Here is a 21,634-nt window from a genome sequence, read left to right on the forward strand (position 1 = left end):
TGACTCGTATGAACAAATTAAAGCTACTCCTATCCGTATTGATTTGTTTCGGAATATCTTTTCTGTTCTCAGAAATTGCTTCCGCACAATCGTACATTGTCAATCCAAATCAAACGTATACGTATTCTAAAATGGTCAAAGATATAAAAAAATTAGAACAAGCCTATCCCGATTTAGTAGAGGCCAAAGTGATTGGGACCTCTGAATATGGACGGAATATTTATGCTGTCGCTCTTGGAAAAGGAGATGCGACTGTCTTCATCAACGGCTCCCATCACGCTCGTGAATGGATTACAACAACTGTTAATATGAACATGATTGATAAATATGCCTATGCTTATGAAGAAGGAAGCAAAATAAATGGGTATGATGCCAAGAAAATTTTAAACAGTACAACGATCTGGTTTATCCCAATGGTTAATCCAGATGGCGTAACGTTGCAACAAACAGGGCTTACATACTTCCCTAAGCAAGATCATGCTAAGTTGATTAAAATGAATGACGGAAGCAAAAACTTTCAGCGTTGGAAAGCAAACGGAAAAGGCATTGACTTAAACCGACAATATGATGCTCGCTGGAAATATATCAGCGGCGGCTCTGTACCAAAATTCAAAAATTACAAAGGCAAAAGCCCCGAATCAGCAAAAGAAACAAAGGTTGTCCTCGATTTCGTTAAAGATACGGACCCGGAAATGGCCATTTCCTATCATTCAAGCGGGCAAATCCTTTTCTGGAAATACGGTCAAACAGGCAGCCGTTATACAAGAGATCGTACACATGCTCGAAAAATCAGCAGTATGACAGGTTATCGCTTAATCTCCCCTTCTAGCTATACAGGCGGCGGCGGGTTTAGTGACTGGTTCTCCACTGCCGAAAAGAAGCCTGCTTACACAATTGAAGTAGCACCATATGCAGGAGAAACACATGTACCAATTAAGTACTTTAAAAAGATTTGGCAAGAAAACGCAGCTATTGGTTTATATACTGCCCAAGAAGGAGCCAAACTATATAACACAGAACAGCTTGCCAAAAGCAAAGCTCTAACAACAGACATTCAAACCTTTAACAAAACAGCAAAGAAACTTTCAGCGTATTATTTCACTTCTGTAAACAAAACAAGTGATTTGCGCATTACAAATGCACAGACAACCCTTTATAATAAAACAAAGCAAGAAATTACGAAGCAAGAAAAAGCCATTGCTAAACTGCCTAAAGCTTACCAAACATCAGCGAATGCATCTTTACGAATAACTAAACTATATCGCGATCGCTATCTGACTTATCAAACAGCAGTGAAGGCTGGTGAAAGCCTAGCAGATACCCATGAAGAGCTGATCAGTGCTCTTACAAAAGGAACTCTTAATACAAAGACAAACAGTTTGTTTATAACATGGGAAAAGGCAACAAATACGACAGAAACAAAGATTTCGAATATGTATAGTAAAAAAGTACGTACACTCGCTCAAAAGAAATATATCGCACCTGTAGAAAAAGACTTACCAGCTATTACAAACTTAATGGCCCGCTATACTTTACTGACTACAATTGATAAACAAGCAGATAATAAAGAATATGAAGCCGTTAAGGAACAGTTAGTGAAGCTTGAGCAGCTGAATCAACAAGCTGCAGCAAAAGAAAGGTTTAAACAAGCAGAAGCCTTCTTAGAGCAGTGGCAGTCTGAGATTGAACAAGCTCTCCCAGTTGAAGAGCCGCCTGCAGAAACGACTGAACCGCAAGAAACGAATGAAGATGAAATAGCGGCTTAACAAAGCTAATAATAAAAAAAGCGAAGGTAGAACTCCCTTCGCTTTTTCCTTAAATCATCCCTTTTCATAGTAACAAATTAGGAGGTGTTGCAATGAGACAAGAACGTAAAAAGAAGAAGAGAAAAAATAAATGGCTGAAATTTTTCGGCATTCTATTACTTCTGTTCCTAATTGGCGGCGCTGTATATGGTGCGATGGTTTACCAATCACTAAAAGGGGCCGTCAACAGTATGCAAGGAACCGAACATAAAAGTGAAAAACGACTAGAAGATATTAAATTCAAAAATAAAGATCCTTTTTCTGTGCTCATATTAGGTGTGGATGAACGAGCAAATGATGTTGGACGCTCGGATACAATGATTGTTGTTACAGTCAATCCAAAAAAGCAATCAATGGAAATGCTTAGCCTTCCCCGTGATATACGAACAGAGATTGTAGGACATGGGACAACCGATAAAATGAATCATGCTTATGCATACGGCGGTATTCCAATGGCCATTAAGACGGTTGAAGCTTTTCTAGATGTCCCGATTGATTATTATATCAAGATGAATATGGAAGGCTTTCAGGATATTGTCGAAGCAGTCGGCGGAATTACGGTTAAAAATGATATGAACCTTTCTCATGGCGGCTACAGTTTTCCAAAAGGTACGATTACGTTAAACGGAAAAGAAGCACTCGTGTATTCAAGAATTCGTAAAGAAGACCCACGAGGTGATTTTGGCCGCCAAATGCGCCAACGCCAAGTGATTGAAGCGATTGTCGAGAAAGGAGCCAGCTTATCATCATTAACAAACTATCGCGGCATTTTTAAAGCTCTCGGTAAAAATGTGGAAACGAATTTAACCTTCGATGAAATGATGAGCATCCAAAATCATTACAAAAAAGCTCTAGGATCCATTAACCAGTCGACTATTGAAGGAAATGGACAACGAATTAATGGAATCTGGTACTTAATTGTTCCAGAAGAAGAACGATTAAGGGTACAAAATCAATTAAAAGCGCATCTTGATATTCTGATCTGACCCCTGTCAAGTAGACATAAAAAAATAAGCGCAGTTAAGAAGCCTGACTTCTATATTCGATAGGAGTCAGGTTGTTTAGCTTGGTTTGAAACCTTTCGTGGTTATAAAAGTGAATGTAGTCTTTAATAGCCCTTCTAACCTCTTGTGAAGTTTTAAAAGTATGCAGGTTAAAACATTCTGTTTTTAAATGACTAAAGAAATTTTCCATACTAGCGTTATCCCAACAGTTGCCCTTTCTAGACATACTAGCTTTCATTTTATTTCTTGTGAGTAGCTGATTATAGTTATGGGAAGTGTATTGGTATCCTTGATCACTATGGAGAAGGAGTCCCTTTACATTCCTTCCTTTTATGGCTTTTTTAAGAGTATCCAAGACTAGTTTATAATCATTACGTCTACTAATTTGGTACGCAACAACTTCGTTATTATATAGGTCTTTGATGGCAGACAAGTATAGTTTCTGTCCATTGAAAATGAGGTACGTAATATCCGTTACCCACTTTTCATTAGGGCGAGAAGCGTAAAAGGATCTATTTAAATAATTATTCGAGATAAGATAAGGTTCTTTCTTACCGTAATAAATTCGTTTCTTCCTGATAATTGCTTTAATACCTAGCTCACTTAGTAACCGTTGAACTTTTTTGTGATTAATATGAATATCATAGGTCCTCTTTAACCAAATTTGTATTCTTCTATAGCCATAGATGCCCTTATATTTCTGATGACATTCTATTATTTTCTGCTTTAGCTTCTCATCCTCTATCTGCTTTTCCGAAGGTAATGCTTTACGCTTTATCCACTTGTAGTATCCACTTCTTGATACTTTAGCTAGATGACAAAGTAGCTGTATAGAGTGAGCTTGTTTAGATAAATCATTAATGATTGGAAATAGAATACTAGGTTTTAGATTCATTCCTCCTTTCACATCTTTAAAAGCTTTTTTAATAGTTCATTCTCAGCTTCTAATCGCTTTATTTTCTGTTGGGTATTTTCAAAGGTAGATGAAGAGACTCTACTAGACCCACTTTTTCTGCCACGTTTTTCTCTAAGACCAACCATCCCATCTTCACTAAACTGTTTAACCCATCGTTGTATGTTTTTTCGATGAGTGTTTAATTCTCTGGAAACGGCTGCATAATTCTTCTTTTGATGAAATAAATCCACTGCTTTTTTCTTGAATGATATATCATAAGTCTCTGCTTTTTTCTCCATAAAAAATACCCCCTTAATAATAGACAGATTAATGCGCTTTTTAAAACGTGTCTACTATAAGGGGAGCATACCAATTCAATGATTGCGCTTTTTCCCTTTTAATCAATCGTTTGATTAATAACAACAATGTTACAATTATTAAGTTCTGGCAAAAATTCATGTGCTGTTTTACCTGTAAATGAAGGAAAGTGTATTATATAAATAGAGCAAAGGAAATAGAGCGAAAGAAAGTGTATTATCTAAAATATAGCGTGTATAATAAATAATAATTCATCAACTAACGCCGCTCGAACACTTAATTTTATTGGAGGGAATACGGTATACATGACTACTCAGGAACAAATGAATGACCTTTTAGAGAAATTAAAGGAGAACCCTCCTAAAATTATCGGAGGTTATAAAAAGCAAGGATGGGCTATAAAAGCATTAGAGAAAATCAGCAATCCTGCTGTTGAAGAGGAAGAAAACAATTTGATTACAGCAAAGGCTGTTCTTAAAGCTAAGGACGAAACGTATTATCCTGCCTTTGTAACTTTAGATATGACAAATAACGGCCAAGTTGTTGGTGTTTATTTTATCTCTGAAGAAGAGGAACAGTTTGAGTTAATTCCTTATGAACTAGCTCAACCATTTACAGATAAATCAGAAACTGAACTTATCCCCTTTACATATCGTACGCTCGAAAAGATTACTGGAGATCAAGTTCAAACAAACTGGCCCGATTTTTCTTAATTCCTCCATTTAAAATTAATGATAAAAAGACTCCTCATCCATCGATGAGGAGTCTTTAGATTTGAGCTTATCAAGCATTCGGTACGTAGACTTTCCAGCTTGATAAATTCGGATTTTTCTTTTGAACAAGCGGCTCAGGGAAAATAAACGTCCATGGCTTTGTCGTATTCGGCTGTACGGCAAAGTCATTAAGCGCAAAGCCGCCTTGACAAACTTGATCGCCATCTGCATCTTCCACAATTAATGGCAGCTGTTCAATGCTAATAGCCTTCGAACTTCCATTACGAATGAACACAGTAACAGCGAAGCTAGCATCTTCCTTCAACACAGCTTCCAGCCCCATAAAATTAACCTCGTCTTCCTTCAACTCCGGAAGATCTGCGACAATCTGCTGCAAATGTTCAATTTGCGCTTGAGATAATTGCTCTTTCCAGTTAGGCTCTAAATCCAACTGATGTTCTGCTGCTTGAGATTTTAATTCAAATGCAATCGTCCAGCCTTCTTCTGGAATCGTATCGGTTAACAGTGATTCTTCCTCAAAGAAAAATCTCCAAGGCACGCATGATAACGCTGGAAGTTCACCCATCTCTGATAAATCAAACGAACCTTTTACAATCGGTTGACCCTCTTCATCCAATAACACTAAATCCACCATGTCAAATTGCACAGCTCGAGATAGCGTGTTACGAATGAATGCTTCTACAAGAATATCTTCCTCAAAGCGTGTCAAACGAATCCCTGAAATGGAAATTTGATTTGGCTTTAGAGATGGCAACTGTTGATGACGGAACATTAACACATATTTTTCTTGTGTAGAAGGCTGCCACTCTTCATGAAACACAAGCTTTGTGTGAACGGCATCCGCATCTGTTGAAACGGCTTCTTCTGCTGTAGCTGTTTCAATCTTTTCTTCAACGGCTACGTTTTCTGCTTTTTTCTGTTTCTTTCCGAATAACCCCATTACTCTTCTTCCTCCATCTGTTCTTCGAGCTCTTCTTTCACATGATCCATAAAATGAATGCTAATGCCAGATTCGATTTCATTCATTAACATGTTGAATTCATTTAGTGCTTCTTTATCGAATATTTGATACGGATCTTGCTGTCCATATCCGCTCAAGCTAATTCCTTCTTTAATGTTGCTCAAGCGATCTAAATGGCTCATCCAGTGCGTATCAATTTGCTCAAGCATGAAGCTCCTCAGCTGTTGACCAAGCTCCTCATTTTCTTGAAGCGTTAAAATATAGGATTTCAACTCTTCAAACGCTGCCATTGCTCGTTCTTCTACTTGTGCCCGCTCCACATCGATTAACTCTTCTTCCTGCCAATCTAATGATAGAAACACTAAAGAAAGCTCTCTAATAAACGATTCTAGACTGCGTTCTACACCATCTTCAAGCACTTCTTCTTCAGGATAATAAACCGCAACAAGTCGACGAATATATTTTTCCATATATTCTAGCAAAATAGAAAACATTTCTTCTGTCTCAAGGTCTAAGATGCGATCGCGCATAGAATAAATAATTTTACTCTGTTCATTTAACGGGCTTTCCAGCTTTAATAAGTGGTTACGAGCAGACTGATGCATATATTCAATCGTTTCTTGCACTTTCTTCATATATTTATCAGGTGCTGGTGATAATACAAGCCCTTCTGCGTCCGTTTTTACTTTACTTACATAACGTTCATGTTGTTCTTCATCATAATATGTGAACAAATCATCTTCTAATGAAATAATAAATTGTGAATTCCCTGGGTCTCCTTGACGCCCAGCTCGACCGCGAAGCTGCATATCAATTCGTTCGCTTTCATGACGCTCTGTCCCAAGAATATATAAACCGCCTAATTCTTTTACTTCATCGTCTAATAAAATATCTGTACCACGGCCTGCCATATTAGTCGCAATCATCACTTGGCCTTTTTGCCCTGCCTTCACGATAATTTCCGCTTCATCTGCTTCTGTTTTGGCATTCAAGACAAGATGTTTAATGTTTTCTTTCTTTAAGTGAATGGACAGCTCTTCCGATTGTTCAATAGACGTTGTTCCAATTAAAACCGGACGTCCTACACTGTTCACCCGCTTCACTTCAGAGACAATTTTCTTCATTTTACTTGCTTGGTCTTTATAAATTAAATCAGGTGCATCGATTCGTAAAATCGTTTTATTCGTCGGAATTGTAACGACTGGAAGCTGATACGTTTCCCAAAATTCCTTTTTCGATGGCGTTGCACTTCCTGTCATTCCTGACAATGTGCTGTATAAGCGGAAATAGTTTTGAACCGTAATCGTCGCTTGCGTTTCATTTTCTTCCGTAATTTCTACGCCTTCCTTCGCCTCAATGGCTTGATGTAATCCTTCACTAAATGAGCGGCCTTCCATCACTCGGCCTGTGAACTTATCGATTAATTCGATTTTGCCATCCTTGATAATATAATCAACATCCCGCTTCATAATCACGTATGCTTTCAATGATTGAAGCACATTATGAAGCAGCTCTTGATGTTCCGGATCATATAAATTATCAATCCCAAACGCTTTTTCAATCTTATTTGCACCTTCGTCTGTTAAAAACGTATGCTTTGTTTCTAGAAACACTTCATAGTCTACGTCTTTCTGGAACGTTTTCATAATTTGTGCTGTAATCGCAAACAGCTCTTGCCCTTCGCTTGATTTGCCGGCAATAATTAACGGCGTTCTCGCTTCATCAATTAAAATACTATCAATTTCATCAACAATCGCGAAGTTATGGCCACGCTGTACTTTAGCTTCTTTATGAAACACCATATTATCACGTAAATAGTCGAAACCAAATTCCGTTCCGGTACCATATGTAATATCCGCTGCATAGGCTTCTCTTTTAGAAGAAGTGTCCATTTGAGATATATTTAAGCCCACGGTCATTCCAAGCATTTCGTGAACTTGGCCCATAATCTCTTTATCACGGCTTGCTAAATATTCATTAGCGGTAATGATATGAACGCCTTTTCCTTCTAACGCATGCAAATAACTAGGTAAAGTAGAAACGAGTGTTTTCCCTTCCCCTGTATTCATTTGCGCAATTGAGCCTTCATTTAATACAAACCCGCCAATTAATTGCACATCATAATGACGCAAGCCCAATACACGTTTCGCTGCTTCACGAACAACAGCAAACGCATCACATTGAATATCTTTTAACGTCTTGCCTTCAGCTAACATCGATTTAAACTGATCTTTCATACCGCGCAACTCTTCATCGGAGTATGCTTCATATTTACTTTCTAAACTATTAACTGTATCGACAAGCTTATAAATGCGTTTTAAATCTTTTGAACTATCATTAAATAGTTTTTTTACACTAGATAACATACAGTTTCTCTCCTAATTACTTCTATTAGTTGACACTAGTCAAATTATATCATAATTAGCTATATCCTGGTCGGATGTAAAAAATAATCAATTTGCGCCTGTAGGGTGAAATTCCGTCCTTCCGTACAAAGGAGCAGGGTGGAAGTTATCAACAGAGTTGTGCACATTTTATCCACAGTTCGGAAAGTCGCTGTGACATGACTCTGATGAAGGACATTTCACTGGCTGAATTCCTCACTTTGGGCCTTCGTGACGTCGATGAAAGACTTTTCCCTGGCCGAATTCCCCATTTTGGTCCTTCATAACCCTAATGAAGGACTTTTCCACGGCTCGATTCCTCAGTTTTGTCCTTCATCACCCTGATGAAGGACATTTTCCTGGCTTGATTTCTCGATTTCGTCCTTCATGACCCTAATGAAGGACATTTTCCCGGCTTGATTTCTCATTTTTGTCCTCCAACACACCTTGAGGCCAGCAAAAAAGGAAGTATTTGAAGAGAATGATGGTTCAACTAAATAGGGAGGCTACCCCGAAAGCCATTTTTCATGACTTGTGGAGCAGCCTCCCATCTCTACTACTATTACTTCAATTTTAACGATAATGTGTACGGGTCAAATGAGGCACGGCCTTTGCTGTCGCGTACTTTGATATAGTATGTGCCTTTTGTTAGTTTTAACGATAGAATCTCTTTGTCACCTTGTCCATAGTAATCGGATTTAGCGACTCTCTTTCCATTTTTGTACACTTCGATAATTCCATCAATTTCGGCTCCGGCATTTAGTGTTACCGTTGCTTGTTCCGTTTTAGTTGCTTTATAGACGAACCAATCTGTATCTCCATTTTGATAACCCGCATTTAAGTAAGCAGTTGCAGCATAAGACTTGCTATTCTGTTTCTTCAATGCAATTGGTTTAGACGGTGTATTATTTTTCACCTTAGAACCGGCATCTTCATCTTTTCGATTCACCGCATCAATATTTAATTTATACGGTAATAGAGAAATGCCTGAACCAGACTCTGTCATACCAAGCGTACTAACGAAATACGATTGATTTTTCTTTGCTTTAAAGGAACCTGTGGTCATTCCTGCGGCTATAGAATTTAATATATAAGACGAACGTTCATATTCATTTTCATCTAATTTACGATTTTTGTTCACATCTTCTGTAATCACAATCTGTCCATAAATAGGAGCAAGTAATTCTTCACCGTATTTATTCTTCAAAGCAGTCGTTGGTCGAGTACGAACGAACTTCACTCCATACGTTGCTGTTTGCTTAGCTGTGAAGTAATACGTATCCACATCATTCGGCATAGCAAAGTTGGCTTCTACTCCTTTTGCCGGTAAATCTTTTGCTTGCTCAGGCAAATCATTTTCTTCATATTTGTCCCCAGGGTTGCTGATTAGCAGCTTAGATGAAATGCTATAGCCTTCATATGGGATTTGATTTGCACTCCAATTTGGGCTAACGGCCATGTAATATGTTTTATTCGCTTTTAAACCAGTCGTAATCTTATTGGCCATTAAAGCAGTCCAGCTATACCAGCTAAATTCTTCATTAGATGCAACTGGGGCTAAATATGCATAAGGCTTCCCTGCCTCATCTTGACCCTCTATTACTTCGTACAAGTTAACAGCTGGTACGTTTACAGTTGGTGTCGGAAGATTGAATTGATAAATTCCTGTCGCTGTTGGATTCATTTTGTACCAATCTTGATCACCTGTATTTTGCAAATAGCCATTGAGCGTTGAAGCTATCTCGTATGGCTTAGCAATTGCAGCTAAGTACTCAATAAACTTCGACTCTTCCTCAAATTCTATTCCACCAGCATGTTGATCTTCATCTTCAGGAACCGTCTTCCCTTCAAGCTTTACGCTATATGGCAGCGCAGATGGGGCCGCTTCTGTGTTTCCTATAGATTCAAATATGAAATCACTGGAAGCAACTTCATAGTATGTCGGTTTATTCGTCACTTTAATATAGTATTCTTTGTCGGCTTCCGTATTGAAAATAAGAGTTTCTGACTCTCCAATTCTACCAGTATTGCTTGAATAGAGCGGTGGCATCTCTTCCGAAACTGTTTCCACTTGTGGCAGTTCCGTCGATGGCTGTCCTTCCCCTTCAATAACTGGTGGGAACAGCTGATCTTTTTCATACACGTGAGCACTCACATCTACCCCAGGAATACCGGAAATATCAAACTTCATAAGCTGAGCTTCTTTTGACGTAAAGTGGAAGAAATCATCCTCCCCTTCTTCCCCTGTGAAAACTAAGTTGTTTTGAGTAAACGGTAAGCTTGAAATGGCAATAGGAGCTTCTAATGTCGATTCATCTTCCGGTAAACTTGCTAGTTTGTCCACTTTCAACGTGTAGGAAGACTGCTTGCTACTCGAATCATCATAGCTGCCATTCACATCTTTCACACCGATTGCAACCATCCCGCTAAACGGCGCCTTAATCAATTTTCCTTCTACTTTTCCTTCTTTCACATCATTAATATCTGTCAATTGCTGCTGATTGTCTCCATAAAAATGGATGCTCATTTTATAATCGTAAGAAGAGTGGCCGATTAATGAAGCTTGAATATACTCGCCTTTTTCAACCGGCAGCTTCACCCACTTTTGCTCCGAAGGCTTAGTTAAAGAGTCCTTCACTTCTGCTGGAGCAGTGATAAGTGCTGCATTATTTACGATTTCTTTTTGTCCCCATGTTTGTTTTACGATAGTAGGGATCTTCTTCACATCGTACGTTAATGCGCTTGTTAGATTAACAAGACCATTGCCATACTTCGTATCAAACCCTTTTTCACCAAGGTCTGTTGCTGTTTTTTCCAACACATATTCCACTTCCGCTGGTGTTAGTTTCGGATACTTGGACAATAGCAATGCCGCAGCTCCGGCAACGACAGGTGAAGCCATGGATGTACCGCTTAAACGGTCAAAAGTGGAGCCCTTCTTTACATCATAATAAGGGGCATAAATATCTTCTCCAGGTGCGACAATATCTGTCGAAGCACCATATGTAGAGAATTCACTTAGTTTCTTGTCTTTATTGACAGAGCCGACGCCAATAACCCCTTCATAGCTTGCCGGGTAGCTTGGCAAATTCATTCCATCATTTCCGGCCGCAGCGACTACAACAACGCCACGATCAGTGGCTTTATCGACTGCTTCTTTTAAAAGATCAGAAGGCATAGAACCACCTAAACTCATATTAATGACCTTAGCTCCTTCGTCAACGGCTTCCAAAATAGCATTAGCAATCGTGTAATCGAACGTCCACATATCACCGCCAAACACATCGAATGAGAGGATTTTAGCATTTGGATTGACGCCATATCCACCGATTCCATTATCTTTCTTCGCGGCAATAATTCCGGCCACATGTGTTCCATGAATATCGGCAGCTGCTGGATTCATCGGGTCAATGATGTTTGTACTTGAAATAATCGAATCTTTTAACTCAGGATGGTTACGGTCAATCCCCGTATCAATAACCGCTACTTTCACTTGATTCTTTCCTGCTAGCTTCTGTGCTTTCGCTGTATTTAATTGAGTATGAACATATTGCTCACTAATCTTTGGATCAATCGTTCCCGTTTGCTTGTAGATAGGGCTTAGTTGAACAGACATAACCTTGCTGTTCTTTTGATAATTTTGAATCGTTTGCTGTAATTTTTTCTTATCTTTTACCTTAATCGCAACATACTTTAGCCCACTGACTTGTTGAATAACCGTTCCACCGGCTTTCTTATGGTCATTAACCGTTAACGGTTTAGAATATTTAACAATGATGGTATCGTCACTAAAGTTTTTTGTTTTTTCCTTATTGGATAGACTGTTATTTATAGACTGTTTGGCCACTTTTTCAGAACTGTTGACGGATTGCAGTTTTTTCGCAATCGGCTCGGCACTAGCTTCCACTGTCATACTAGCAAATGGTGAAGCTACAAGCGCAAAGCTCGCTCCTAACGCTACTAATTTCTTCCTAATTGACTTCAACAAATCTCCTCCTAATCTAGCAAATTATGTTTATCGTAACAAATATCCCATTTCAAAAGAACCAATATATACCCATATTTTTAAAATAAATATAAAAATTGTCATATAATTGTAATATTTTTCTCGAAAATCACACAATTAAATGAAACAATTCCTTTACATTAAGCCACTTATATGATTCTCTACTCCCAATTCCGCACATACTACAAACAACCAACACCTAAAGATAAAGGAGCGGAACAAATTGAATAGAAGTTATACACAGATTTATACACATATTATCCACACCTTGAAAAGTCGCTGTGACATTTTGCTGGTTGCGCTTCTCCTCCTAGCTGCTCCGATGCAGGTTCATGGTCAGGGGCAGCTACATACTCCTGCGAAGAACGTGATTTTGCTCATTGGCGATGGGATGGGGCTTGGTCAACTGGAAGTTGCTCGTCAGCTGGAGTATGGCAAGACGGGTGTTTTACATATGGAGACACTCAATCATGTCGGTCTGATGCGCACGTACTCAGCCAATAACTTTGTCACCGATTCAGCGGCTGGTGGTTCGGCGATTGCCACAGGCATCAAGACGAATAATGAATCGATTGCGATTAATGAGAAAGGACAAGAAGTAGATAGTATACTCGATGCCTTTCAAACACATGGCAAAAAAGTAGGCATCATCTCTACAAACACCGTTGTAGATGCAACACCTGCCGCTTTTGGAGCGAGCGTCGCCAACCGCTGGACAGATGCGGCTGATATTGCACGGCAGCTGTTTAACCATAAAATCGATGTCATCCTTGGAGGTGGAGCCAGCTATTTTACGCCCAAGAAGCAAAATGGCGTCGATTTAATAGAAAAATTCCGTAAAGCCGGTTATACGATTGCAACGAATCGCAATGATTTAGTTGCTGCGTCACCGAGGAACAATAAACTAGTAGGTCTGTTCCACCCTGCCTATATGAATTTTCAGATTGATAAGGAAGAATATAAATCTGAAGAGCCTACATTACAAGAGATGACAATGAAGGCGATTGATGTTCTATCCTGGGGAGAAGAAGGATTTTTTCTAATGGCTGAGGGAGCAAGAATCGACCATATGGCTCATGCTGCTGATGTCACTGGGATTTGGAAGGAAACCATTGCGTTTGATCAAACCGTGAAAGCAGTTGTGGATTGGGCTAAGAAACGCAACGACACGCTCGTCGTTGTCTTAGCAGATCACGAAACGATGGGAATTTCCGCAACAGAAAAGATGAACATCGAAGGCTTGAAAAAAGTAAACATGAGTGCTGAATATATGGCGAAACAGCTTCAGGCAACTAAAGATGCTCGACTTGCACCTGAACGTGTGATAGAGGTCTTTAGTAAACATGCCAATATCCAGCTTACACTAAAAGAAGCACAGCAATTCATTAAGAATATAGAAAGCAATCGGACGATGGTGTATCCACAAAATCGCGTAAATTGGGAAGTGGGCAGCACCATCGCTAAACATTACAACGTAGGCGTCGTCGATTCCAGCATTCGTGCCGCCAGTTCTACTGGTGGACATACAGCCAATATGATTCCGATATTCGCAACCGGACCTGGAAGCTCAGCTTTTAACCGAGTCATCGACAATACCGATGTCTCAACTATCATTACAAACGCTGCCAATATTCCATTTACGCCAGGGCAACAGCTAGGAAACCAGTAATAGCTTGTCAGAACAAAATCAAAAAGGAGCGAAATGATTTCGCTCCTTTTTGGGTTATCCACATAGTTATGCACATTTTACCCACAACTCAAAAAGTCACTGTGACTCAAGTTCGATTTTCTCTGTATCTTTCACAAATTCGTTGTACGTGTTGCTGATTCGGATGATGGTTTCGGACGTGTTGATGGCTTTGTTTGTTAGGAGTGCTTGTTTGTTGGCTTTGCTTAGTTTGTTATATGTAATCGCATATTGTGAGCCTGGGCCGCTGTTTTTCCAAGCGATGAATTGCATGATTCTGCCTACATTGTTGAACTCGTTGTTTTGAAATGTTGGATTAATTGCACCACTCACTAAGATGCCTCGCGTACCCGCTTTTCCGTTCTCCACGTTTTTGATTACATTGTTTTCAATAACCGCATTGGACCAGTTCATCACACGAATCGCATCTGAACGCGTTCCATCAATGTTGTTATTGCGAAGAACAACTCGATCATGATACTTGCCACCAGAATATTTATGCGTACCTACGGCACGATCAACATTCTTAAAGGTATTGTTTTCAATCGTTACATTGCGATTTGGAGTTTTGTCATACTTACTCCACTGTTGATGCCATCCCCCTGTCGTTTTATCCGGCGTATCGAGGTTAATTGCTTCTTTATTCTTCTTATCTGATGCTTTGGAACCTGTAAATTTATTATTTCGAATCACAACATGACTCGAAGCATCCATCTCAATGAAGTGGCCTGAATACATATTCTTAAACTGGATATTCTCCACTTTTACATTTTGGTTATGTCCCATAATTATCGCAATGGCGTCTTTGTCATACTTCATATCAATCGTGACTGTGCCTTCGCCAATAAAAGAAATATTTTTCTCGCCATTATACTTTCCGTATACGCCTGACTTTTCCGATTTCGATGGCCTAATTAATTGAAAAATCGATTTTGACGGGCTAAACTTGTTTGTGCCTGTTTTCGTCCCTTTCACAATGTTGACGCCGCTTTTCATTTTAATGGTGACATTCGACGGAACATATAACACATTACTAATCGTATACGTTCCTTTTTTCAATACGAGCGTACCGCCACCTTCTTTTTCTAACTTCTCTAAGTAGGAGCGTAATAAGTAATAATGCTTCGTATGGCTATTATATGTAGTGTACTTTAGCATCGTTGGATTCACCGGCTTTGTTGTTGGTGAAACCGTATACACTTTCTTCGCCGCAGCCTCTGTTAAATGAGGCGCTATTCCCACCCATAAACTCAATATGAGCACAAAAGCAGCTAATAATGCTCCTGTTCCCTTCAACCTTTTCATCATGCTCTCAAAATCTCCTCTCCAAATAATAGAAACCTTTATACACAGAGTTATCCACATAATACCCACAGATGAAAATGTCACTGTGACTCATCCCCTATATTACCATTTATCCCTGCAAAAAGAGCTAAAATAGGCAAAATTCGGAATAAAACTGCCGCCTATCGGTAAAATGGCGACGGCTTATTCACAAAACTATCCACATATTATCAACAACTGGAAATGTCACTGTGACTTCATGATACACCATTCATGATAAGCTTGAGGGCAATGATTAAAGAGGGCTAATAGTGGTTGTTTATTGAGGAAGGGATAAGAGGTATATGACGAATAATATGAGCGATAGCTGCTCCATTGATAGAGCTGTGGTTCTGAAACCATACATGCCTTCACGGGGTTATAGTGAATATAGCGGCTTACTTCAGCCATCCCTATCAGGCCTTCCACTCGTTTAGAAAAAAATCGCTTTTCAAACAGATGACCAGTTTTATCGTATTTCTTATTGAAATAATGAGCATAACGCTTATTTAAAAGCGCCATCACTTTAGAGAGGGAAACTTCAGGAGAGCGGATTTGAAGGTGATAATGATTTGTCATCAAACAATAGGAGGTAAGCTCAATCGGATACTTCTCATGGATTTTCGAAAGTAAATGCAAGAAAACAGAATAATCTTCCCCGCTCAAAAACAGCGGCTCTTTCCGATTTCCACGACTGCTAACGTGATAATATTGATCTGGAGACCATTCCCTAATTCTATGACCCATATTTTTCTCCTTTTTGCTTTAGTATACTTGCTAGAATCTCTATAAGCAAAAAGGAGAAAAGCAAGATAAATAATCAATTTATCCACAAACTTATACACATATTACCCACAACTCAAAAAGTCACTGTGACACAACTTTCTTAAACACATATATACAAATCAAACTCCACACCGCTCCTAGGGCATAGCCGGCGATGACATCAGACATAAAGTGGGCATTCACTGCAATTCGGCTCACTCCAATTACTAACATAAGCACAAAAACGACCGCGCTGATCCACCATTTTGCTGCTCTTGATTTGAGTTCCTTCGTAATAAAATACGCAAGCAATACATAGAAAACTAACCCAACCATCGCATGTCCACTTGGAAAACTGTAGCTCATCGCTTCGGCCTCCGCACTGCCGACAGGTCTTTCTCTCTCAATACTGTTTTTTACAAACTTATTAAGCAGGTTTCCCCCACCTACTCCAACCGCAAAAATAGCCATCGCTACATAATGCTTTTTCACAAACCATAACCACAAAAGGAAGAATAAACTTCCTGCAGCAATAACGGCCGTCGAACCCATAGCAGAAACACCTTCAAAAAAATGAAGTGCACCTTTCCCAGTCCCTCTAAACATGTCCTGAACCGAGTGATCAAAAGATAAGATAAATTCCTTCTGAACACCTAACATCATCATAAAAAAGATTAGTAGAGAAACAATGCCTCCAATCAACATTTTCCCGCTACTCTTATGTAAATCTTTCCCCATTCGTAAATCTCCTTCTATCTTTATTCATATCTACCCTATAGCTATAGATAAGAATACACAAAATGCTTACTTGGGTAAATAGACTTACCGTGATATATAGCTAAATGTTTAAGACCTAGTATAGGGACTCCATTTATCCACAAATTTATCCACATAATATCCACAAACTGAAAAGTGCCTGTGACACAAACAAAAAACCCCATAGAGAAATTCATCTCCACAGGGCCTCATGATTTAATTCTTTAAACGATTATTTTTTTGCATCTTTGAATGTAACTGTGTATCCATTTAGAGTTATTGTTTGATCTACTAAGCCAGATAGTTTAGTTAACTCTATTTTATTACCATTAGTAATTGCAAGCAGAGCAGCGGTAATTGCATCTGCTGAACCTGCATCATTAAAAATTGTAGCTGCTAGAATAGTAGGGAAGTCAAATCCTTGGTTGGCTAATGTACCTAACGTAACATCTTTATTTGTGTAAACCGTTACTTCAGCTGTATTATTACCTTTTTTCTCAATTTTAAAATATTCATTCTGGATTACTGGAGATCCTACACCAGCACCTAACTTGATAGTAGTCTCTATATTGTAATTATTATACCCAGATTTCTTAATATACCCTTTAATGACTAAATCTCCACCGCCTAAAATACTTCTAAGCGTACCAAGACTAACTCCATCATTTCCACCATCAAGTTGGCCTAGGATTTCAGATGAAGTAACTACAAAGTCGCCATCTCCAGTTGAAACTGTTACATTAGCTCCAGATTTAATCAATTCTATATTTCTATTAACTGCTTTAACAGATGTAATCACAAACTCAGCATTAGCAGGTGCTCCAGCAACTGTAACCTCGCTAATTTTATCACTATCAGCTAACCCCGATAAATCAACCGTACCGTTTACAGCATTCTGACCTGCTATTGTTACAGTCGGGCTAGGAAGATCAGGAAGTGTATTACCTATTCTTTCGTCATAAGCTTTTTTGTTTTTCTCAACAGCTTTCATAATATTTTGTGCTAATTTTGTATCTTTGTTTTTAATCGCATCAACATATTTTTCTACGCTATCCATTAATTCCTTTGCTTTTGCTAAATCTGTTTCAATTAGATCTTCTCTTTCAATTTGTCTATACGCTTTGTAAACTTCCATTTCAGCGTCTACAGTAGCCGATAACTTATCAGCTGGTACAGCGTATTTAGCAAGTAAAAGTCGACGAGCATCTGGGCCGAACACTTTTGCTACTGCTGCTTTGAATTCAGCATTTTTCTGATCAAGAGCCTCTTGCGCTGCTAATACTTTGCTTTGTATTCCACTTTTTACAGCTGCCTCGAATGCTTTTTTCTTAGCTGCGACGTTTACGTTAATGGCAGCCACATAGTTTTCTACACGATTTAAGTATACCTTGTTCGCTTCTAACTTTTTCGTATAAGATGCGCTGCCACCGTTTTTAGCGATTGCTGCCTTAGCTGCCTCATAGTAGTCTCGAGCTAGTTTTGCTTCTTTACGAATTGTTGTCGTACTAGGTAATTTGCCTTCGTATTTAGCTTCTTCATAATACGCATTAAACGCTTTCTTCATTTGGTTAGTAGCTTTATTAACAATCGCATCTAATTGTTTTGCTGCTTCATAAGCTGCTTTGTTTTTCTTAACAGCTTTCATAAGATTTTTTGCTAGTTTTGCATTTTTCTTTTCAATCGCCTTAACTTGTTTCTCTACTTTATCCATTAATTTTTTTGCTGCTGCTAAATCTGTTTCAATTAGATCTTTTCGTTCGATGTCTCTATACGCCTTGTAAACAGCCATTTCAGCATCTACAGTAGCTGATAATTTATCTGCCGGTGCAGCGTATTTAGCAAGTAACAGTCGACGAGCATCTGGACCGAATACTTTCGCTACTGCTTTTTTGAACTCAGCATTTTTCTGATCAAGAGCCTCTTGAGCTGCTAATACTTTACTTTGTGTTCCACCTTTTACAGCTACCTCGAACTCTTTTTTCTTAGCTGCGACGTTTACGTTAATTGCTTTCACATAGTTTTCTACACGATTTAAGGCTGGCTTGCTCGCATCCAATTTTTTCGTATAGGCTGCTTTCTTAGATGTGCTGCCACCATTTTTAGCAATTTCCTTCTTAGCTGCCTCATAGTAGTCCCGAGCTAGTGTTGCTTCTTTACGGATTGTTGTCGTACTAGGTAATTTGCCCTCGTATTTAGCTTCTTTATAATAGGCATTAAACGCTTTCGTCATTTGGTTACTAGCTTTCGTGATTGCTTTATCTACTGAATTAGTTGCAGCCTCCGATTGTGCTGGTGCTACTGCTGTAATGGCTGACCCTGCAATGACCGCAGCAGTTACTACTTTAATTGCTTTGTTTTTACTCATTAGTATGTAATTCTCCTCCCTAAAATATCCTATTCATTATGTCTATTTGCTTATAATTGTATGTATATAAATATCTTAAATTAACTATACTAACATTACTATGTGCAAAGATTCCTATTTATATATAGTGTAGCGGTAATTTTCTCCATTCTATTATATAGCAAAATATACCTATAAAATGTATAATCATACCAATTGTTATTCTAGTAACTATTAGGATTTTAATCGGAGGAAGTGTATATTAGAATAACATCGTAAGTAAAGTCATAGTTAAAAACTAACACAAAAAACCCTATAGAGATTAATCTCTATAGGGCTGTCTTTTTACTTAAATGTAATTGTACGTTTAGTTCCATTTACTTCAGCATAAATTGTTGTATTAACAAGGTCTTGGAACTTTGTATCAGAAGAAGTTATTCCTAATAAGTTCTTTATTTCTGTACTATTATATTCTGATAGTTCTTTATAGGTTACACCATCACTACTTAACTTAACTCCAGTATTTGCAGGGTCAATGTATGCTGCTATTCCTAACATGAAGTTATCTAAAAATTGTTGTTCATTCGTCTGAGTATAATCATACATATCAGTTATTTTTGCAGATTTGTTTTTCCATTCAACTTCAACATTACCATCAGTTGTTCTCTTGAATTGGAACCACTCATTTGGATTCGCGCCCACAACTTCTATATCTATCGTGATTGTTTTCGTAACCACTTCAGATCCTTTAGTTAATTTAAGTTCAATAATAACTTCCTCTCCAACAAAACTTTTCAATGAGCCTAAGCTAAGTCCATCTTGTAATGGAACTGGAAGGAATTGATTTGGACTTACTGTAAGACTATTATTATTATCAGTAGTAGGCTCTGTATAAGATTTATTCACTTGGACACCATCTACAGATACGATTGTTGCAGTGAACCCATCTAGACTAGCTTCAAGAGTAAGAGAAGACAACTGAGCAGTTGCAGGACCACTTAATATATATCTATCAGCAGTATTAGTAGCAGTAAATGTACCACCACTCACACCTGCATCGATTTTACTTAATGCTAGTGCCGGAGGAGTAGGTCCGCCACCACCACCAGGTGTAGATGGTGTAACCTCTACTGTACCACTACCTGTTGTTTTTTCTACTTTCGCACCTTCTTTAGTAATTACCTTTACTACTCCACTTACAGCAGCTACTTCTTGGACAACTGTATTAGCTTCAAGAGTTATTTCAGCGTTCCCAAGCACTGTGATTTTACCAAAGTTACCTACTAGTGTAACTTTTGCACCAGCAGCGATTGTGATGTTTAATGGAGCTGATGTACTATTGATGATGCGTCCACCGTTCGTATCGTTATAAATTAATTCAACGTATGAACCTACTTGTTCATAACTTGTGTTCGATACATCGTTAATTCTTACTGTGCCTGAATTAGCTGCTTTGTTTGTAATATGTGCGTTTGGCACATCAATTGTTAGATCTTTCTTCTTAAAGTTACCAGTTAATGTGATTGTAAGAGCTTTTGTTGTTGCAATTTTTAAGTTTTCAGTTGCTTGGACTTTGATTTCTACTTTATCGCCATCTTTTGCACTATTAAGAATCGCATCTAATTTCTTTTGGCTAGTTACTGTACGAGCTAGTTCTTTTTCATAAGCTGCTTTGTTTTTCTTAACAGCTTTCATAAGATTTTTTGCTAGTTTTGTATTTTTCTTTTCAATCTTAACAACGTATTTCTCTACTTTATTAATTAATGTTTCTGCTGCTGCTAAATCTGTTTCAATTAGCTTTTTTCGTTCGATGTCTCTGTACGCTTTGTAAACAGCCATTTCATTGTCTACAGTCGCTGATAATTTGTCAGCTGGTGTGTAGTATTTAGCCGTTAAAAGTCGACGAGCATCTGGACCGAACACTTTCGCTACTGCTTTTTTGAATTCAGCATTCTTCTGGTCAAGAGCTGTTTGAGCTGCTAATACTTTATATTGTGTTCCGCCTTTTACAGCTGCCTCAAAAGCAATTTTCTTAGCTGCGACATTTACGTTAATGGCCTTCACGTAGTTTTCTACACGATTTAAAGATTGTTTCTTCGTGTCTAATTTTTTCAGGTATGATGCTTTTTTACTGCCGCCCTTTTTAGAAATTTCCTTCTTAGCTGCCTCATAGTAGTCTCGAGCTAGTTTTGCTTCTTTACGAATTTGTGACGTACTAGGTAGCTTATTGTCAAATCTAGCTTCTTTATAATAGGCATTAAAAGCTTTATTGATTTGGTTATGCGCTTTCGTGATTGCTTTATCTACTGAATTCGTTGCCGCCTCCGATTGTGCTGGTGCTACTGCTGTAATAGCCGATCCTGCGATAACGGCAGCCGTTACTACTTTAATTGCTTTGTTTTTACTCATTAATATGTAGTCCCCTTTCCAAAATATCTCACTCATTATGTCTATTTACTCTACACGCACATAAACATATTAAATTTTACTATGTCAATTCTACCATAATATATGTAAAAATAACCTATTAAATTTGTAGATTTGTGAAAAATTTCATTACACTATACTAGGATAATTGCCCTGTTCAATATGATTAATCCCACCTCAAATATGGCATTGACTACAACAAAAAACCCCCATAGAGATACTCTC

Annotated in this window: 14 protein-coding genes; 4 read left to right on the plus strand and 10 right to left on the minus strand. The window is 38.4% G+C overall.

Going from position 1 to position 21,634, the window contains the following annotated elements; genetic code table 11:
* Positions 1–8: 8 nt before the first annotated feature.
* Together BAOM_RS21960 and BAOM_RS21965 are read left to right on the plus strand one after the other, a co-directional pair.
* Positions 9–1,766 (plus strand): M14 family zinc carboxypeptidase, encoded by a 1,758-nt coding sequence (locus BAOM_RS21960; protein ID WP_127762122.1) that lies wholly within the window; start codon positions 9–11, stop codon positions 1,764–1,766.
* 92 nt (positions 1,767–1,858) lie between these two features.
* Positions 1,859–2,791, plus strand: coding sequence for an LCP family glycopolymer transferase (locus BAOM_RS21965; RefSeq protein ID WP_127762123.1), 933 nt, complete (start codon positions 1,859–1,861; stop codon positions 2,789–2,791).
* A gap of 34 nt (positions 2,792–2,825) precedes the next feature.
* On the opposite strand, the gene BAOM_RS21970 is transcribed toward BAOM_RS21965, so the two are convergent.
* Together BAOM_RS21970 and BAOM_RS21975 are read right to left on the minus strand one after the other, a co-directional pair.
* A complete protein-coding gene (locus tag BAOM_RS21970) occupies positions 2,826–3,704 on the minus strand; it encodes an IS3 family transposase (RefSeq protein ID WP_127759246.1) in 879 nt (292 codons plus the stop codon).
* An 8-nt stretch (positions 3,705–3,712) separates the two neighbouring features.
* Entirely contained in the window at positions 3,713–4,003 is a 291-nt protein-coding gene (locus BAOM_RS21975; protein WP_127759245.1) for a helix-turn-helix domain-containing protein, read from the minus strand.
* Between the two features lie 324 nt (positions 4,004–4,327).
* Here BAOM_RS21975 and BAOM_RS21980 point away from each other — a divergent pair, with 324 nt between their 5' ends.
* Positions 4,328–4,735: a hypothetical protein gene (locus BAOM_RS21980; RefSeq protein ID WP_127762124.1), complete on the plus strand. Its 408-nt coding sequence runs from the start codon at positions 4,328–4,330 to the stop codon at positions 4,733–4,735.
* Positions 4,736–4,805: 70 nt separating this feature from the next.
* Here BAOM_RS21980 and BAOM_RS21985 read toward each other — a convergent pair whose 3' ends face one another.
* The 3 genes from BAOM_RS21985 to BAOM_RS22000 all read right to left on the minus strand — a co-directional run bounded on the left by BAOM_RS21985 (position 4,806) and on the right by BAOM_RS22000 (position 12,086).
* A complete protein-coding gene (locus BAOM_RS21985) occupies positions 4,806–5,696 on the minus strand; it encodes an accessory Sec system S-layer assembly protein (protein WP_127762125.1) in 891 nt (296 codons plus the stop codon).
* The gene (gene secA2 / locus BAOM_RS21990; RefSeq protein WP_127762126.1) at positions 5,696–8,083 is read right to left on the minus strand and encodes an accessory Sec system translocase SecA2; all 2,388 of its coding nucleotides are present in this window, start codon (positions 8,081–8,083) and stop codon (positions 5,696–5,698) included. Before secA2 ends, BAOM_RS21985 begins: the two co-directional genes overlap by 1 nt.
* Before the next feature lie 580 nt (positions 8,084–8,663).
* A complete protein-coding gene (locus BAOM_RS22000) occupies positions 8,664–12,086 on the minus strand; it encodes a S8 family peptidase (protein WP_127762127.1) in 3,423 nt (1,140 codons plus the stop codon).
* 343 nt (positions 12,087–12,429) lie between these two features.
* On the opposite strand from BAOM_RS22000, the gene BAOM_RS22005 reads away from it, so the two are divergent.
* Entirely contained in the window at positions 12,430–13,776 is a 1,347-nt protein-coding gene (locus BAOM_RS22005) for an alkaline phosphatase (protein WP_127762685.1), read from the plus strand.
* 96 nt (positions 13,777–13,872) lie between these two features.
* Here the strand turns inward: BAOM_RS22005 and BAOM_RS22010 are convergent, their stop codons facing one another.
* The 5 genes from BAOM_RS22010 to BAOM_RS22030 all read right to left on the minus strand — a co-directional run bounded on the left by BAOM_RS22010 (position 13,873) and on the right by BAOM_RS22030 (position 21,391).
* Positions 13,873–15,102, minus strand: coding sequence for a right-handed parallel beta-helix repeat-containing protein (locus BAOM_RS22010; protein WP_257467483.1), 1,230 nt, complete (start codon positions 15,100–15,102; stop codon positions 13,873–13,875).
* Positions 15,103–15,324: 222 nt separating this feature from the next.
* Positions 15,325–15,864, minus strand: coding sequence for a transposase (locus BAOM_RS22015; protein ID WP_127762128.1), 540 nt, complete (start codon positions 15,862–15,864; stop codon positions 15,325–15,327).
* A 120-nt stretch (positions 15,865–15,984) separates the two neighbouring features.
* The gene (locus BAOM_RS22020; protein WP_127762129.1) at positions 15,985–16,620 is read right to left on the minus strand and encodes a phosphatase PAP2 family protein; all 636 of its coding nucleotides are present in this window, start codon (positions 16,618–16,620) and stop codon (positions 15,985–15,987) included.
* Between the two features lie 250 nt (positions 16,621–16,870).
* Positions 16,871–19,003 carry a hypothetical protein gene (locus BAOM_RS22025; RefSeq protein WP_127762130.1) on the minus strand — a complete coding sequence of 711 codons (2,133 nt, stop codon included), beginning with the start codon at positions 19,001–19,003 and terminating at the stop codon, positions 16,871–16,873.
* 324 nt (positions 19,004–19,327) lie between these two features.
* Positions 19,328–21,391, minus strand: a complete 2,064-nt coding sequence (locus BAOM_RS22030; RefSeq protein ID WP_127762131.1) for a hypothetical protein — start codon at positions 21,389–21,391, stop codon at positions 19,328–19,330.
* Between the last annotated feature and the right edge of the window lie 243 nt (positions 21,392–21,634).

Source organism: Peribacillus asahii, assembly GCF_004006295.1.
Classification (GTDB): domain Bacteria; phylum Bacillota; class Bacilli; order Bacillales; family DSM-1321; genus Peribacillus; species Peribacillus asahii_A.